Source organism: Methyloprofundus sp. (assembly GCF_965251085.1).
Classification (GTDB): Bacteria; Pseudomonadota; Gammaproteobacteria; order Methylococcales; family Methylomonadaceae; genus Methyloprofundus.
Window position 1 is genome coordinate 1998982 of sequence record NZ_OZ252594.1, and the last position, 17052, is coordinate 2016033.

Consider the following 17052-nt stretch of genomic DNA (forward strand, 5'->3'; position numbering starts at 1 on the left):
CTTTCGGAATGACGAGTTTTTTAATATACTGTTTTTAATGTTTTATTCTCTTATGGCTGAGAGTTGTACGTAATCAGGAATAATTATCTATTTATCAATGATTTGGAGCGCAGGCTTTATCTTGTTTTCCATGCAGGCTAAAGCCTGTGCCCCATTAAACCTAGAAAAATCAGTTGCTCACGGTTTCTAGCACAAGCTCTTGATTCCACAGAGCTTCCAAAAAATGTCCGCTTAACCTATGGGTGAAGCTAAAATTTTTGAAAGTGTTATATTAATTCAATATCTTGCACTATAAATTCGCGCTCAACTGATTTTTCAGGTTAAATAAATACGCTGAGTAGTTACTATAGTTTTTAGCATTAATATTAACGTACGTAACCTACATTCTATTAAAAAAATATCACGTCCCGATATACATGGAGAAAACTTAATTTTTATAATAAAATTGAGTAACTACTCAGACAAGCTGAGTAGTTACAGCAAAATAAACACTGTAGGATGGGCAAAGGGCTTCATCCGTGCCCATCAACGAAAACATGATGGGCACGTCGTACCTCCTTTGCCCATCCTACAAAAACACTTGTTCCATCAGGGTATTTTTATCAAATACCTGCTTGTCTAGTGCCTGGCTGGAAATATACAATCTAATTTTGTAACTATCAGATACGCTGAGTAGTTACAAATTTGATTAAGCTCTCACTGCCGAACTGGTAGCGAAGAATTTTTTAGATTATCTTTCTTAAACTTATGCAATAGTACCTACTGTACTATCTGCAAAAACTATTTATTATTTCTAACCCTATGGAGTTTTTATAGTGTATTTTTTTCTTAAACCCCTCATATTGATTTGTTCATTGTTGTTAAGCATAAACTCCCACACAGCTTTTGCGCAAGAATCGGGGGAGGTACAAGCCCGTTTGACCAGTGAAACACCACAAATCTCTCTTGATACGCTCGATATTATGATGGCTCCTCTAACTGTGAAGGAGCTAAAAACTGAAGCAGATGGCTGGCTTAAGCTAATTAAAGCTTCGGCACATAAAGTGGCAGACGCAAAATTGCGTATTAAATCAATATCGCAAAAAAAGAGTAATGGTGAGAATGCCCAAGCTAGTGCAGAAAAAGTTTCTGCTATGGAGCAACTTACAGAGCTACGTGCTACACGCACCGCCGAGATAGATAGGCTTAATATTGTTCTGGAGCGAATTAACCAAAAAATTGGTTTGGGAGAAAATGGCCGCGAGAAGGAAGATGTTCTTGCTTATCGCCGTTACGCAGATGCTGTCGGCGGTATTAAACTGGATACGTCTGATGCAGAGAGTTCATTTGCCAGTATTAAAGGTTGGTTCAATTCTAAAGAAGGCGGACAACGTTGGACTTTCAATATAGGCAGCTTTTTATTGATTATTTTTGTCTCCTGGGTTTTAGCCCATATCCTAAGTGGAATGACACACAGGGCACTAAAGTTTGGCAGTAAGCAATCAATGTTGCTACATGATTTTCTGGTGGGAATGACTTTCCGAATTGTCATGATTATCGGCATTATATTTGGTCTTGCCGCGCTGGAAGTCGATATAGGCCCTTTAATGGCTGTTATTGGTGCAGCTGGCTTCGTGGTTGCCTTTGCTTTACAGGGGACTCTGAGTAATTTTGCTAGCGGAATTATGATTATGCTGTATCGTCCTTTCGATGTGAACGATGCGGTGGAAGTGGCTGGAATCAATGGTAAGGTGAGCTCACTTAATTTAGTTTCTACTACGATCACCACCTTTGACAACAAACGCATGATCGTACCAAATAACGAAATATGGGGTAATACCATCACTAATGCTTCGGCAAGCAAAGAGCGCCGTGTTGATATGGTATTTGGTATCGGTTATGGCGATGATGTTGATCATGCCATTAAGGTTTTGAAAGAAATTGTTAGTGAGCACCCATTGACTCTGGACGCTCCAGAAGCAGTAATCCAGCTACATGAACTCGCTGATTCTTCGGTTAACTTTATTTGTCGTCCGTGGGTTAGAACCCCTGATTTCTGGACGGTTTACTGGGATATTACCCGTAATGTAAAAATACGTTTCGATGCTGAAGGCTTATCCATACCTTATCCTCAGCAAGACCTGCATATTTATCAAGAGCAGCAAAGTATCCCCGCCCCAGCTAAAAATGCGGAACAGGTACATGTCCATCATGGTGATGATCAAATGGGACTGGAAGGTACTGATTAATTAGTTTACTTCGCAAATCGGCACTTTGCTGCGAGTTATACTTCGCGGGGTCACGGACGCTTTGATTAAACAAACTAAATGTTCCCAGCACTTTGAAAATGATAGAAGCTGACATTCCCACTAAACTGGTAATAAAGGCCGTTTTAAGCCCAGCTAATAACAAACCGATACTGCCATCAATATCTTCTGCATTAAATTCCAGTAGACCAACAACAATCCCTATAAATGTACCTAAAATACCTAAAATACCTAAAGAGGTTAATAAGGTAGCCGAATAATTAACATAGGAAGGAGATTTCCCTGTTTTTCGAAACCAGTTGGTTAATCGCTTCATTCAAGAACGCGGCTGAGCCCATTGCAGGTTCTAACACCTTAAATCGTAAGATTTGATCGGCGGTTTTGTCTTGTAATAATTCTTTTAACGCATATTTAACTAGAGACTGGGTTAAGACTTCTGGGGGGTAGTAAGAGGCTGATTTTTCTCTATCTCTTCCACTCATGCGATAGATAAACGTGCCTTTGCTGTAGACTTTAAATGCGCCTTGTTGAGTGAGTACACGCTCTTGTTCGGTATATTCACTTAATTCATGTTCGGGGACAAAGTAGGCGGATTCAAGTTCATTGGGATTACTATCAGCTTTTTTTACTTCGTATAAATCATGCGGAGCATAAAAGCCTTTGTAGGATAATAGCGCTTCATACACTGCTCCGAGTTGGTTGATACCCAGTTGTGCGTATGAAATTCGCCCCCTGCGTTTTTTACCTTTGGCTGGACGTGTCAGTGACATCAGCTGTATCACTTGCTGCAACACTTCGTTACGGAATTTAACCCGATTTAACGTCTGGGTGCTGGCTGGGTCAAATAAGTGGCTTTTTAAAGGGGTGATATCAAAGGCTTCTACATCACCCGTTGCAAAGATATTATGGGTGGCTTCTGGCTGAAAGCCTTTAAAAATCAAATCAAATAGAAGTTGAATACTGTCACTCATATAACTGCCATTGCGAGCTTCATCGCTGTGCAATTGTACCATTTCCAATTCACGCAATGATTCCAAGCTATAACCTTTAAGATAGGCACTGGAATTTTTTACGGGAACATATTCAAGTTCGGGACGGGCTTCTATATAAAACAGGAATAACAGCCGATACATATAGCGCAGACATTCTATGTTGAGTGTTTCTGCGGGTATAGCTTCTTTGCTGACTTCTTTGTAATGGCGTACTGCTTCGTTGCCCAATAATTCGATACTTTCACGCAGGGCGTATTTTAAATCTTCAGAAACGGCAAAGGCGTGTTTATGGGCATTTTCATCCAGTGAGTCGATTAAACATAAGCCTTGTTCGGAGGCTAAGTGGTCTTTAACAAGTAAAGCAGCGGTGGCTTTTAGGCTGCTGTCTTCTCGTCGGCCAAATATTTCATCAAGATTAAATCTTAATAAACGCTTTTCATTCCATTTGCTACGGTCAATTAGTCGTATTTGTTGTTCGCCCATCAATACTATCCAGCGCGTTGGTTTATCAAATGCAAAGATATGTTTACTGATTAAATCTTCAAAACTTAAGGCTAACAAAGAGGGTTCTGGTATTGCATCAGCCGGCCATTGCTGGCGCTGTAAATTAATGGTTAATGGATCGTCTTGTTCTTTGTCTTGGTTGATCGCCTGAATAACCCAGACTATGGGTTGCAATCCTTGTGTGACTTCTGCAATAACAGGAATATCCCCCGCTAGGTCTAATGACTTTAAGCTAGTTTGAGGTTGGTAATTTAGTGCGTGTAAACCATTGAGCATTAAAAGACTGTTGCAGTTGTTCTCGGCTGTGAATGTCGTGTTCTTTTCTAAAAGGTTATCTCGTTTAAAAAAAGCTTGAGATAAGCTTCTTAAGCGCATCCACGGCGCACGTTCAGGGCTACTCGTATCAGCCGCTTTAGCTTGGGTCTGTTTGAGTGCTTCCCGATAGCCTTCTTCTTGCTGTTGCCATTGTTTAAACGTGTCTTTTAAATCGCCTTCAAATATCGCGGTTAGGCAGTGGTGACTGTACAATTCGTTGTCGTTTTGTATGCCTGACAAGTCGAGAGACATAGGGTTCCCTGTTAGTCTTATACCTAAATCCTGCAAGAATTACACATAATAAGCCACAAAACCCCTTATTAAACAATGATATAATATGATTTTCCTGATTTTACTATCTCATTGTTTTAATGAAGCCCTCTAAAGTATCAAAATCCTCATCTCACGTAAGAAACCGTACCCGAACGGTCAAAATGACATCTACAGCACATGGATTGACAAGCCAGGCGGGACTGATTCCCGTCGTGAAATATTTAGACAGGATAGGTTTTGAAAAAACCGTAAAACAAAGCGTTCCACATCGGCGGGGTGAAAATGCAGACCATCACTTATCTGATGTGGTTCTATTGACGTTGGTCGGCATGATGGGGGGAGCAACATCAATGGCTAAGGTGACGACCGTATGGGCAGATAGCGTACTGCGCAAAGTAGCTGGCTGGATAAAGATTCCTGTTGAAACCACAATTTTACGGATCTTTAAAGAAGTAAGTGATAGGCAGATAAGCCAGTTTGAAACGCTCACGCATACTTTGCGTGGTCAACACTGGCGGCGATTGCTTCGTTCCGGAAAATCGAAAACTGGCATACAATCCGTCCAGTGGGTCGATGTCGATTCAACTGTGGACACCGTTTGTGGTCGACAAGAAGGAAGTGCCAAAGGCTTCAACCCCAAAAAGAAAGGTGCCCGTTCATACCATCCACAACTCGCTTTTCTAGCGGAAACAAAAGAAATTTTACAAGCCTGGTTCCGGACAGGCAATGCCTTTACAAGCAATGGTGTTGTAGAATTTACCAAACAGTTACTTGCACACTTGCCCAATCGGATGCGCATTATTTTTCGCGGTGACAGTGGTTATTTTGTCGGTGATTTGCTTGAATTTCTCGATACCAGAGGGCATGGGTATCTAATAAAGGTTAAACTTAAGAATTTGAACGCATTGCTGGCCAAACAGGCCTGGACAGCCATACAAGGCCGACCCGGTTGGGAGCAGAGCGAGTTTCAATATCGTTGTGGTGGCTGGTCTCGCTCTCGTCAGTTTGTCGCGGTCAGGATAAAGCAACCTAAACAAGTGACAGGACCTCAGTCCGAGCTTTGGGATACGGCAGAATATGACTATTTTTGTTATGTAACAACTGAACCTCTATCGCCTTGGCAAACACATAAGAAGTATGGTGAACGAGCGACGTGCGAAACATGGATTGAAGAAGCAAAATCACAAATGGGTTTAGGTAAAATCAGAACGAATCAATTTCTGGCTAATGCCGCATTATTTCATTGCGCCGTTCTTGCCTACAATACCGTGCGCTGGATGGCTCAATTGAGTGGCAACAAAACGTTGTGCCAATGGGAGCCGGATACACTTCGTACTTATCTGATTCGGGTGGCTGGAAAATTACTCACAGGCAATAATCAGCTGAGAGTCAGAACACCTGCAGATCCGCTCTATCCACAGGAATGGGATGATTGGGTTAAGGTGGGGTTACTCGCTTAACATTAACCGAAGTTAAGTCACTTTGATTAAAAGGTCATGGCACGTTGGCAGGGTGTTTATTGCCTTGGGCTCGGGGGATATCCATACGATAAAAAAAATCCTCTATTAATGTTTGAAAACTGGATATTTTGAGCAGATGGACATAAATGGGCTGGCAAAGCGGCAATAAAAACCCAATAATCCTAAAATAATATGGTTAATGAGCGTCAAAATATAGGCTTGCAGGATTTAGGTTATATTTTGTTGTGATAAGGAACGAGAATTCAATAATACCCGAGTCTGACTTGTCTTTTGACTCCACAGCCGCGCTAGAAAAACAGTTACGTAGCCTGCTATGCGCCTGTTTTCCTAACACGGCTGTGAAGCCAAAATCCTGCGCCATACTTTCGGGCATTATTAAACCCTCGCTCCTAAGTGACAGTATGTCTAATACTTATTCATTTTTCCAAGAAACTTTTGATTTTGGTAGGCGCTTAAAATCATCAATAATCTGAATAAAATTGGGCGGTGACTCTGACCATTGCCATAACACTAAATTTTGGTTTTTCTCTGTACATCCTGGCGCAAAGCTTCGACATTGAATACCTGAAACACCTAATAATTGTAATTGTTTAACTAACTTCCAAGTGGGTGGTTCTTGTTTTTGTGTGGCCAAATCTTCCCAGGCACAGGCTAATTCAGTTGGAATAAAACCCAGTAAACTGAGTGTACTGGAATCATTGAGATCAACAATCTTTGCACAATCAACATCATAGGTAATGATAGTCATAGGCTGTGCTTTGAAAGGAAATCCTTGTTGCGCCTCCATCCATGCCGTTGTTAAATCAAGTGACGTATATAAGGCCAGGCTTTCAGGGCAATTAAAACGCCCACCCTGTTTTTTAGCCCCTTCACCCGATAGCGGATCAAACGCCCACATGGGATGGTGCGCTCTATAGACAATGCCAGTAAACCGAGATGTGGGCATACTCAAGCGTAACCGCCCTCGGCAATACGGGAAAGATATTCTTTAACCGCTTTTGCTCGTCCTTCTTTAACTAAATCTTCAGCTGTTTTATCGCCAAAAGAATGTAACGGTTGGGAGCGAAACCATGCAAAAGCACGACCGACACTACCTGACCATTCAGTGACATGGTTAATAATTTCTACTGTATCTCGTAACCTAGCTTGTGTTGCCTTGCTTTTGAGCCTGACTACTTTAGAGACTGAATCTCTAGATAAGCCTGTCACTTCAGCAAGGTCGCTTTTAGTGATATGCAACTCTTTTGCAAGTGCACCTGATGCAACTAAGCCATCATTACCGATAACAGTGTGTAAAAAATCAATGCTCATTATCAACGCCTCATTTTATTTACATAATAAGGGGTGATTATAGGGGCTTTTATGGTGGCTTACAATTTTTAAATTTAACCAAGTGCAGCACAAGCTAAATTCACTTGAATATTTTTCAGTGTAATGTCCATTTTTCCTCGTTGATCAGCCTACAACACCTTTTCAGGGTATACCATTTACCTTTTTTATGATTAAAATACTAATGAATCATTACTGCAACGATTTGTATATAGGGCTGATCTTCGGTATTCATGGTTTCTTTTATCCATTGTCGATACTCTTCAAATCGGCTACGGATCGCCTGGGTTTATTGTTGCTGTTTTTTTTCTTTGATTGCAATCAACTGTTCACTATTTTGCATCAACAAGTCTAGCTGTTCAAAATGTTTCTTTTCTTGTATTTTTAGCTTTTCTAGCTGGACATCTAGCTTTGGTCTGGTTTCTTTTTCAAAACTGTCTCTCAAAAATAGGACACTTTTTTAAGACACTTTCCTATAAAATTCTCGCTCAAATTGTCAGGATGATTGAAAACCTAATTTAGAACGTGTTCGCTTGCCGCTATAAAAAACCTGGTAATCAATAATACTCAATTTGGCTTGCTCTTTTGTTCTGAACTTTTCGTAAATCAATTGCTCATGTTTAAGGCTGCGAAAAAACCGTTCTGGCGGGCTGTTATCCCAGTTTGTACCTTTTCGGCTCATGCTTTGCTCAATATTCATAATATCCACGTGATGACGATACTCAGACATCTTGATTCAGACGAAACTAATTTGAGACCATTTCCTAATTTTTTGCGGATGAAGTCAGCTCATAAATTAAGCGCAGATCGGTTCCTGGATAATTGAGTTCCGTTTGATTGAGTTGTTCAAATAACTTTTCTATTGCTTTATTACTTGCAGGTCGGGAAGTACTATGCACACGTATCCGAAGTTGTTTTTTTACTTTATCGGGTAATATATCTGCTTCTGTCACAAACAGCGTTTGTAATAGTTGCCTTGCCATCGGAAAGTCGATTGTCGGTGAGGTTAGCAGAGCGGCCATTGCTGTTTCTGCCCGATAAGCGATCATGTTGACAGTATCTATCAGCCGCTTTTTCCCTGGCAGAAGCTGTTCGAACTTATCTTCGTCTCTCAACTCTTGCCAGGTAATGTGTTTGGGCGTTTGGCTTAGTTTTTCCTTGATGGTTTTTAGTTCATTTTCATAATGCTCTATTTCTTCGAGTAATTCTGCTCGTTTTCTTTCCCATTTCTTGTATTTCACATCTTCCGTTTCATCTTTTTTAATCACCGGATGAAGTTCCATCGCTGCAAATCGAGATAGACGGTAATTGAGTTTGGATTGTATCGAATTACGCTGTCCTTCCTGTTGGCGCCTATCAGGGTTGACCACCTTTTGGGTATCGGATAGTGGCTCTATTCCATACTCCTGTGCATATCTAGCCCATAGTGGTGCTTCATATATCTAAAAAAGTTCTCTTGGCACCACCGGCTAAACATTCGCCCAGAAACAGCCGTCAATTCTAGTTCATAGGCTGTGGTAATAATACTGGTTTGGTGACCAGAATCAGTCAACTTGCACACTTCTCTCATCCACATCGCCTGTTTTTTGGTTCCAACCAGACTGCCTCGTTCGGCGAGTTTCATGATGACTTTTTCACCACTCGGTAGTGTGATCTCCTGACCGGAAAAATTGTCCAGTGGCCAATTTTCGGTGGGAAATTTATGATAGGTCATGCAAGCGACACGATGTTTGTCCCACATCTTTCTAAAGAATGCGGGGCTATAGCCTTCTCTATCAAACACCTGGATAAAACGACAGGCTTGTTTGTTTTGCTGTAATGCTTGTGCACTCGGTTGATTCGGAATGTCTTTGAGTAATCGGGGGACGATATCTTCTTCCAGCGTTTTTAGTAAGCCCGGATCCACCGTTTTTTCAACGACAAAGAAGGGACGCCCCGTACCATCATTAACCCAGTAGTCGGTGATACCCCGTAAGCAGAGTTTTTCGCGTGAAACATGCCGTTTGGGAAGTTTAGTCAAGTGTCCATGATAGACACGGACATGACCATCTATGTAGAGTGTTCCTGCTGCCTCTGGTTCATTTTCCATCCATTGTCGACTGAGGTCGGCCGCCCAGCTTTCAACTGATTCTGGATCAGACAGTCCTTTTACTTTGGTTCTTAAACAGCGCACTTCGGGAACCCGATCCAGGCCAAGTAGTTTTCCGAATTCACCCGGTGCATGCTCGCGAAGTTCAGACCACCTGATTTCGCGGAAACTACTTTGAACCGAGTTTAAAAATCATCCTTAAATTAGTCGCGGAAATTGGGTTTCTGTGGTATTGAGCTCATTACATAGTTTTAGTATTGCCTCATCATAACTTCGATTAGCCAAATGATGTAACCGTATCGTTAATGTCCCTTGTTCATGGTCTGTAATCAGATCTGCCTCACTACTATAAATTGCACGCAATAGGCTGCGCACTTCATCAGGACGAGTGAGCGTTTCTCTTAACAGATTGGCCATGGCCGTTTCAGAGCGATAAGTAATCATTTTGATAGTGTCTATGAAATGTTTGCTTTGGGTGCTGAGTTGTTCAAATTGATCTTTCTCAGGTAAATCTTTCACTTTAATGTGACGGGCTACCCGTTTGCGCTGTTCTTTAAGCGTCTTGATCTGTTCCTGAAAGGCTTCAATCTCTTCCTGGCAAGCAGCCTTCTTTTGCAGGAAGGGTTCGACTTTTTTAGGTTCAATGGGGGCATCCAGTGTCAACGTAGCAAACCGGGCCAATAATCGATTTAATTTCCCCTGGCTTGATTTTATTTGGCTATCCAGTTGACGATAGGCTGGGTTGACCACTTCTGTGGACTCGGAAACGGGTTCTGTACCATAGTCTACAAGCTTATCTAATCCAAAGTGTTCACGGCAGTATTTGAAGAAGTTTTCTTGAGACCATCTAGCGAACATGGCGACTGCGAGCGGAATCATGTCCGAACGGTAATCGGTTCCGATAATGCTGGTTTGGTGACCTTTCTGAGTCAGCTTGCGTATTTCACGCACCCAAAGACCATTGCTTAAACAATGACCTCGTTCAGCCAGTTTGAGCTCTGCTTGCTCTCCTGATGGTAGGGTGACTTGATGAGGGTAAAATTCATCTTCTGGCCAGTTTTCACCGGGATGTTTATGATAGGTTAAACAGGCAACCCGTTGCGCTTTCAAGCGTTTAAAATAAGGGGGGGCTATAAGATTCTCTGTCACAGACCAGTGTAAACCGGTGCAGTAGGGGGTCAGCTGCAAGCTCCTCTGCGCTGACAAAGTCAGGCAAGGCTTTTTCAAGCTGGGGAAGAATATCATTTTCAATGACTTTGATCATGCCGGGATCAACAGCCTTATTTATCACCATAAAAGGTTGGCCATCCATCGCATTGACCCAATAATCGGTTGTCGCTCGCAAACACAGTTTTTGACGGGCAACGTGGTGACGCGGGAGTTTTGTTTGCTGTCCATTGTAGACGCGGACATGACCGTCAATATAAAGGATGCTCGCCTGTTCAGGGGCACTTTGCATCCATTCTTTACACAGTGCTTCACTCCATTGCCGGGAGCCATCGTCTTGTGTGAGCTGTTTGATTTTACGCCGCAGGGTACGAACTTCGGGAATACGATCCAGTCCGATCAGTTTACCCCATTCGCCGGGTGCGCTATAGCGCAAGGATTCAATGGATTTGAGCCGAACCAGTGCAGTAAAAGCCAGTATGATGAGCAGACTGTCCAGTCCATAGTAACCTTTGCGGAGTTTGAAAAAGTTTTCACTGGTTTTTAATAGTCCGCTGACCAATAAAACCGGCAGTGCAAAGAGTACACCGCCTTTAGGTACGTCTTGTACCGCCTGAAAATCCGGTGCGACAGGTTCGTCTAGCTTCCCAATGCTGGCCGCCAGCCGTGCTTCAGAATTCTGAGCCCCCATCCCCATGGGTGCTGTATTATCCTGCTCACTCCGTTCACTTTTACTGCTTAACGTTGCTGACTCTTTTTTTTACTGTTTTTATGCAAGCGTCCAGCACGAATCGCTTTGCTGAAGGTATCGCGTTTTATATTTAATTGATCAGCCACATCACAGGGATCTTGTCCTTGGCTTAATAATTGTTGAGCGGCCTGCAAAACTTCATCAGTCAAAACAGCGGCTCCCCTTGTATTTTTCGGGGCATAAAATCCTTGCACTCCCTGTTCTTGATAGCGTTTAACCGCACGTTTGACGCTAATCGGCGTGACACCAAAGGCACGAACGATATCCATTTGTTTGACATAGCTATTGGCATAGAACTGGGCTGTAATCATTTGGAACGATGCATCATCGTTCTCATCATGAGTAAAAACGGGCAGAGTCGCATAAAAATAAGTAATTTTACCGTCTCTCTTTTCAACGGCAAGATCATGGGTTACAAGGGTCGAGCCCACTGGAAACATTGGAAATTGTCGCTGAACCATGGGGATTTTCCGGCAAGGGTTGACGAGGAATGTCTACGAATACTATAAGATAAGTATCATTACAGAATCTGATGAATTTTGGAATAGCTGATTGACTTTATACCGATGCCCATTGGCTGTTCATTGATTTTAAAGCGATTTAATCGAAAACCGAGGATGTTTATATTAAAGCCGAGATCAGGTGGTCTGAAGTTGTTCGGCATTTTTGATGCGACATAGTCCCATAAAGGCGAGTAGCAATAGGATATGAAAGGTTTGATAATAACCTGTCAGTTTGCCAAGGTGGTGCTCAATGTCATTTAATAAGCCATTGCTAAGTAACGCGGGCAATGCACATAACACACCGCCTTTAGGAACATCTAAACAGGATTCGAATTCGATTGAGGCTCCCTTTTCCTGCTCACCTAAAGCCGCCTGGATTCGCTCTTCTACTCGAGTGCAGGCCGTACCGAGTGACTCGGCTGCACTGACATCAATAATATCACGGGCTGATTTGGTACTGCCATCATTGGGGTCTATTGATACGGCAGGCTTTTTTTTAAACGTCCATCACTGATCGCCTTGCGAAAGGTATCTGCCCGGATGCCTAATTCTTTAGCGGCGTCGTTAGGCGTCATACCTTGATCCAGATATTCCTGAGCTTGCTGCAAAACCTCAAGCGTAAAGAGTGGTCCTCCCTTGCGAGTCGGGCGAGGTTCAAAAAACGAATCAGCCCCTTTTTCTCGTAGTTGCCTTAATGAGCGCATAACACTACTTTTAGAGACACCAAAGGTTGTAATAATATCGATTGAACGACAGGAACCGGTATTGGTAACCTAGGGATGGCACCGCAGTTAACGATAGTGGATGGGGTTGGTGAACAAAATGAATCTCGTAGTGTATGTAATATGCGGGTGTATTTTGATCGTCAAGTTCCCGATAGGCAGGACGGTGGTTTTAAGGAGAAAGGTGGCTTTTGGTTGTCTGTTGATATTTGGGGATTTCGTGCTGATGAAGCGATGCGCTTATTAAAAAAAGGTTCGCGGATATTTGTTAAAGGGAGTATGCGTGAAGAGTCATGGACTGATGAATCCAGTGGTGAAATGAAAAACGAACTGCGGTTATCAGCGGATTCATTTTTTATTGACAGTCTGTGTGTTGAGAGTCTGCTGTTTAAAAATAAGCGTGATGTTAAGTCAGGTGCCCGTGTTAGTTAATTCCTTATCCGGTATTTTAAAAACTTACAATTAGGTATTGATATGCATTTTTTTAAGCGAGTTAATGCTTATGCTGTTTTATTTTTCTTGCTATCCGGGATTAGCTTTACTGTTTATGCGCTAGCCCCGCCAAGTGGTATTTACGTTGACCAGAGAGGACAGTATGTCACCTTAGGGAGATGGAAAGAAATAATTAACGAATGATTATAGCTTATGCAAAAGAGATAGAAGAGCGGATGCAAGAATTTTACAGTCATCTGCCAGAGAAAAATAGACGCTTATATGCAGGCATTGAAGCTTTAAAACTTGCTTTTGGTGGGGTTACTTATATTGCTAAGCTTTTTAATTGTTCACGCAATACTGTTCAATTTGGAATTGAAGCACTTCAGGAGGAAGAAACGATTGACCAAAATCGCAGTAGACGTAAGGGAGGCGGTCGAAAGGCAACCCTTGAAAAACAGCCTGATATTAATGAGGTTTTTCTACTTTTGCTTACAGAGCATACGGCAGGTAACCCAATGGATGAAACGCAAAAATGGACAAATTTAACGCGGGCTAATATTAGCGATTTATTAGCTAAAAAAGGTTTTAAAGCCAGTCGTAATATTGTTAGACAATTATTGAAAAAGAATGGATATGTAAAACGGAAGCCCTTAAAAAATAAGGCTGGAGGAGGTCATGTGGATCGTAATGCCCAATTTGAACGTATTACCGAATTAAAAGAAAAATTAACTCCCACGCTTATAAAACGTGGTTTGAGTTCGGCCTATAAGGCCGTTCTCAGCAAAACCCCGATGGGGCCTTGCTGAAATAAGATCAAGTTGTTCCCAATATTTCAGTGATTATTTATTATCCTGGAACTTTACATACTTTCTGATCATTTCTGCATCCATACCTACGGTCAGACATCTTGATTCGCTATCCTGAAAGAAATCCATTAAAACTTAAACTAGGCAATATAATTAAAGGGTTAGGGAATTATTGTCAAATGATTGATATTTTCAGCTAAAGAAATGAAAATGGTACTCATTTAGGTTAAACTAAGCCCTCATATCATACGAGGTATTCAATTAATGCAGCAACTCATGCTCCCAATAATTCCTCAGGGTACGACTATTATAAATGGTCAGGTCAGTGTTGATAACCGAAATGATGAGTGGTTTTATTTCCTCGGCGGTATCCCGATCTATTCTCACCAGGCTGACAATAAGAGATTATTTAGACTTCACACCTCTCAACTCATCAATACCGGTTCCTGTCGTTCAATCGATATTATTACAACCTTTGGTGTCTCTAAAAGTAGTGTTATGCGCTCATTAAGGCAACTACGAGAAAAAGGGGCTGATTCGTTTTTTGAACCTCGCCCGACTCGCAAGGGAGGACCACTCTTTACGCTTGAGGTTTTGCAGCAAGCTCAGGAATATCTGGATCAAGGTATGACGCCTAACGAAGCCGCTAAAGAATTAGGCATCCGGGCAGATACCTTTCGCAAGGCGATCAGTGATGGACGTTTAAAAAAAAGTCTGCCGCATCAATAGACCCCAATGATGGCAGTACCAAATCAGCCCGTGATATTATAGATGCCAATGCAGCCGATGTGCTTGGTACGGCCTGCACTCGAGTAGAAGAGCGAATCCAGGCTGCTTTGGGTGAGCAGGAAAAGGGAGCCTCAATCGAATTCGAATCCTGTTTAGATGTTCCTAAAGGCGGTGTGTTATGTGCATTGCCCGCGTTACTTGGCAATGGCTTATTAAATGACATTGAGCGCCACCTGGGCAAACTGACAGGTTACTATCAAACCTTTCATATTCTATTGCTACTCGCCTTTATGGGGCTATGTCGCATCAAAAATGCCGAACAACTTCGCGAGCATGCACCGGGTGAATTCGGAAAACTACTTGGCCTGGATCGGGCTCCCGAAGTGCGTTGTTTAAGATCCAAAGTAAAAGGACTGGCTGAACCAAAATCAGTCGAAAGCTGGGCGGCCGACCTCAGTCGACAATGGATGGAAAATGAACCAGAGGCAGCAGGAACACTCTACATAGATGGTCATGTCCGTGTCTATCATGGACACTTGACTAAACTTCCCAAACGGCATGTTTCACGCGAAAAACTCTGCTTACGGGGTATCACCGACTACTGGGTTAATGATGGTACGGGGCGTCCCTTCTTTGTCGTTGAAAAAACGGTGGATCCGGGCTTACTAAAAACGCTGGAAGAAGATATCGTCCCCCGATTACTCAAAGACATTCCGAATCAACCGAGTGCACAAGCATTACAGCAAAACAAACAAGCCTGTCGTTTTATCCTGGTGTTTGATAGAGAAGGCTATAGCCCCGCATTCTTTAGAAAGATGTGGGACAAGCATCGTGTCGCTTGCATGACCTATCATAAATTTCCCACCGAAAATTGGCCACTGGACAATTTTTCCAGTCAGGAGATCACCCTACCGAGTGGTGAAAAAGTCATCATGAAACTCGCCGAACGAGGCAGTCTGGTTGGAACTGGAAAACAGGCGATGTGGATGAGAGAAGTGCGCAAGTTGACTGATTCTGGTCACCAAACCAGTATTATTACCACAGCCTATGAACTAGAATTGACGGCTGTTTCTGGGCGAATGTTTAGCCGGTGGTGCCAAGAGAACTTTTTTAGATATATGAAGCACCACTATGGGATAGATATGCTACAGGAGTATGGAATAGAGCCACTATCCGACACCCAAAAGGTGGTCAACCCTGATATGCGCCAACAGGAAGGACAGCGTAATTCGATACAATCCAAACTCAATTACCGTCTATCTCGATTTGCAGCGATGGAACTTCATCCGGTGATTAAAAAAGATGAAACGGAAGATGTGAAATACAAGAAATGGGAAAGAAAACGAGCAGAATTACTCGAAGAAATAGAGCATTATGAAAATGAACTAAAAACCATCAAGGAACAACTAAGCCAAACGCCCAAACACATTACCTGGCAAGAGTTGAGAGACGAAGATAAGGGAGATGGAAAGAAATAATCATCCAGAACAACCAGGAGAAATGGTCAAAAACCATTTCTCCAACGATGGCATTCGGTCAACAAACTGATAATACGTCTTCATTGCTTTTTTACCTACCTTTACTCCTGTTTCATATATTTTTTCTGTTAATTTAACAATAGGTGCTTTGCCATTGTAGGTCATACTTTTGGCAAATTTTAAAGTTGTTTCAACTGTATCCATTATGTCGCCACTAATATGATTTTCATAGGCTCCCCATACTCGTTCAATTGGGTTATATTTACTATGATAAGGAGGGTAGTAGGCCAGTTTTATCTTTATGTTGCTTTTTTCAGCAAACTCCACAAGCCTTTTTATAAACTGAGTTCTGGAGCTACTGTTCTCCATACCATTGTCAGCGTTAATTGTCAGAATATCTACTCCATATTTTTCTTGAATTTCTGGCCAAATTTCTTCCAATCGGTCAACGATGAAATCACTGCTGGCATAGCCTGCTGTAAAGAAAAGGAAAAAATCATCATGTTCAGGCAGATAAAAACCAAAAGGAGTTAACTTTTCCTTAACATCTAAATCATGATCCTCTGCTTTTGTTAAAACCCGATTTCGTCCTCCCCGTGAAAAATTTCCTATATTCATTCTTGCTTTGGCATCAATTGATATACGAATCTCTTTTGGGTTGATATCTGCCATTCCATTGACTGAATGAACTTGTTCAAAAATTGCATCCGTTTCCTTGATTTTCTTATGAGGCTTTGTTTTTTGTACCTTTTTTGGATGGTAACTCAGGTCATTTAATTTTGTATTGATAGTTTTTGAGCAAGGTAATGTTTTTTCATCGTAATAATCAATCTCCAGTAAACGTTTTCTAACTTCTTTAGCCGTTAGCCGGGTATATAATCGACAGGAATTAAAAGAGGGATCCGTTTGACACTCCGGTTCAGCAATTTTTTTTATGTCATCAAGTAGATGAGGAAAATGCTCTTCACTTTTATTACGCCCTCTCGCTGAAAAATTATCTTCTATGGGCTGAGTTTCAAGTTCATATTGTCCTTTTCGGATAGTGCCTCTATTCCATCCTAGTTTTTCTTCAGCAATACTTGCACCACCTGAGCCTAGTAGCTCCACCGTTTCAGCCATGAATATACGACGTACCGAGCCTTTTAAACGATGGGCTGTATTTATAATCCAACCTATAATGCTATCTGTTAATATCAACAAGCTTATCTGCCTAGTGTGAGAATAAATTCAGA

General features: G+C 42.0%; 21 protein-coding genes. 6 read left to right on the forward strand and 15 right to left on the reverse strand.

The window, feature by feature from the left end; translation table 11 throughout:
- Positions 1-917 precede the first annotated feature (917 nt).
- Entirely contained in the window at positions 918-2228 is a 1311-nt protein-coding gene (locus tag ACQY3F_RS09175; RefSeq protein WP_428354531.1) for a mechanosensitive ion channel family protein, read from the forward strand.
- Here ACQY3F_RS09175 and ACQY3F_RS09180 read toward each other — a convergent pair.
- On the reverse strand, positions 2161-2562 hold the full coding sequence (locus ACQY3F_RS09180; protein ID WP_428354533.1) for a MotA/TolQ/ExbB proton channel family protein: 402 nt from the start codon (positions 2560-2562) through the stop codon (positions 2161-2163). The genes ACQY3F_RS09175 and ACQY3F_RS09180 overlap by 68 nt on opposite strands.
- Entirely contained in the window at positions 2507-4309 is a 1803-nt protein-coding gene (locus ACQY3F_RS09185; RefSeq protein WP_428354535.1) for a hypothetical protein, read from the reverse strand. The genes ACQY3F_RS09180 and ACQY3F_RS09185 overlap by 56 nt, the downstream gene beginning before the upstream one ends.
- 119 nt (positions 4310-4428) lie before the next feature.
- Here ACQY3F_RS09185 and ACQY3F_RS09190 point away from each other — a divergent pair, with 119 nt between their 5' ends.
- Entirely contained in the window at positions 4429-5790 is a 1362-nt protein-coding gene (locus tag ACQY3F_RS09190; RefSeq protein ID WP_428352972.1) for an IS1380 family transposase, read from the forward strand.
- A 196-nt stretch (positions 5791-5986) separates the two neighbouring features.
- Here the strand turns inward: ACQY3F_RS09190 and ACQY3F_RS09195 are convergent, their stop codons facing one another.
- From ACQY3F_RS09195 to ACQY3F_RS09250, 12 genes are all read right to left on the reverse strand, one after another.
- A complete protein-coding gene (locus ACQY3F_RS09195; protein WP_428354537.1) occupies positions 5987-6184 on the reverse strand; it encodes a hypothetical protein in 198 nt (65 codons plus the stop codon).
- 39 nt (positions 6185-6223) lie between these two features.
- The gene (locus ACQY3F_RS09200) at positions 6224-6757 is read right to left on the reverse strand and encodes an RES family NAD+ phosphorylase (RefSeq protein ID WP_428354539.1); all 534 of its coding nucleotides are present in this window, start codon (positions 6755-6757) and stop codon (positions 6224-6226) included.
- Between the two features lie 2 nt (positions 6758-6759).
- The gene (locus ACQY3F_RS09205) at positions 6760-7122 is read right to left on the reverse strand and encodes an antitoxin Xre/MbcA/ParS toxin-binding domain-containing protein (protein ID WP_428354541.1); all 363 of its coding nucleotides are present in this window, start codon (positions 7120-7122) and stop codon (positions 6760-6762) included.
- Positions 7123-7429: 307 nt separating this feature from the next.
- Complete coding sequence (locus ACQY3F_RS09210; RefSeq protein ID WP_428354543.1) at positions 7430-7585, reverse strand: hypothetical protein; 156 nt, start codon at positions 7583-7585, stop codon at positions 7430-7432.
- Positions 7586-7636: 51 nt separating this feature from the next.
- On the reverse strand, positions 7637-7870 hold the full coding sequence (locus tag ACQY3F_RS09215; protein ID WP_428354545.1) for an integrase core domain-containing protein: 234 nt from the start codon (positions 7868-7870) through the stop codon (positions 7637-7639).
- Positions 7871-7904: 34 nt separating this feature from the next.
- Complete coding sequence (locus ACQY3F_RS09220; RefSeq protein WP_428354547.1) at positions 7905-8510, reverse strand: putative transposase; 606 nt, start codon at positions 8508-8510, stop codon at positions 7905-7907.
- A gap of 23 nt (positions 8511-8533) precedes the next feature.
- Positions 8534-9388, reverse strand: coding sequence for a putative transposase (locus ACQY3F_RS09225; protein ID WP_428357645.1), 855 nt, complete (start codon positions 9386-9388; stop codon positions 8534-8536).
- Between the two features lie 39 nt (positions 9389-9427).
- The gene (locus ACQY3F_RS09230; protein WP_428354549.1) at positions 9428-10378 is read right to left on the reverse strand and encodes a putative transposase; all 951 of its coding nucleotides are present in this window, start codon (positions 10376-10378) and stop codon (positions 9428-9430) included.
- Complete coding sequence (locus tag ACQY3F_RS09235) at positions 10344-11093, reverse strand: putative transposase (RefSeq protein ID WP_428354551.1); 750 nt, start codon at positions 11091-11093, stop codon at positions 10344-10346. The genes ACQY3F_RS09230 and ACQY3F_RS09235 overlap by 35 nt, the downstream gene beginning before the upstream one ends.
- 41 nt (positions 11094-11134) lie before the next feature.
- Complete coding sequence (locus ACQY3F_RS09240) at positions 11135-11608, reverse strand: hypothetical protein (protein WP_428354553.1); 474 nt, start codon at positions 11606-11608, stop codon at positions 11135-11137.
- 177 nt (positions 11609-11785) lie between these two features.
- Positions 11786-12127, reverse strand: a complete 342-nt coding sequence (locus ACQY3F_RS09245) for a putative transposase (RefSeq protein ID WP_428357646.1) — start codon at positions 12125-12127, stop codon at positions 11786-11788.
- Entirely contained in the window at positions 12124-12354 is a 231-nt protein-coding gene (locus ACQY3F_RS09250) for a hypothetical protein (RefSeq protein WP_428354554.1), read from the reverse strand. The genes ACQY3F_RS09245 and ACQY3F_RS09250 overlap by 4 nt, the downstream gene beginning before the upstream one ends.
- 60 nt (positions 12355-12414) lie before the next feature.
- On the opposite strand from ACQY3F_RS09250, the gene ACQY3F_RS09255 reads away from it, so the two are divergent.
- From ACQY3F_RS09255 to ACQY3F_RS09270, 4 genes are all read left to right on the forward strand, one after another.
- A complete protein-coding gene (locus ACQY3F_RS09255; protein ID WP_428357648.1) occupies positions 12415-12804 on the forward strand; it encodes a single-stranded DNA-binding protein in 390 nt (129 codons plus the stop codon).
- A 200-nt stretch (positions 12805-13004) separates the two neighbouring features.
- On the forward strand, positions 13005-13613 hold the full coding sequence (locus tag ACQY3F_RS09260) for an ISAzo13-like element transposase-related protein (RefSeq protein ID WP_428354555.1): 609 nt from the start codon (positions 13005-13007) through the stop codon (positions 13611-13613).
- 264 nt (positions 13614-13877) lie between these two features.
- Positions 13878-14342, forward strand: coding sequence for a hypothetical protein (locus tag ACQY3F_RS09265; RefSeq protein WP_428353027.1), 465 nt, complete (start codon positions 13878-13880; stop codon positions 14340-14342).
- A gap of 59 nt (positions 14343-14401) precedes the next feature.
- Positions 14402-15820: a putative transposase gene (locus tag ACQY3F_RS09270; protein WP_428354557.1), complete on the forward strand. Its 1419-nt coding sequence runs from the start codon at positions 14402-14404 to the stop codon at positions 15818-15820.
- Here ACQY3F_RS09270 and ACQY3F_RS09275 read toward each other — a convergent pair whose 3' ends face one another.
- Positions 15821-17017, reverse strand: coding sequence for an ISAzo13 family transposase (locus ACQY3F_RS09275; RefSeq protein ID WP_428352931.1), 1197 nt, complete (start codon positions 17015-17017; stop codon positions 15821-15823).
- Positions 17018-17052 lie beyond the last annotated feature (35 nt).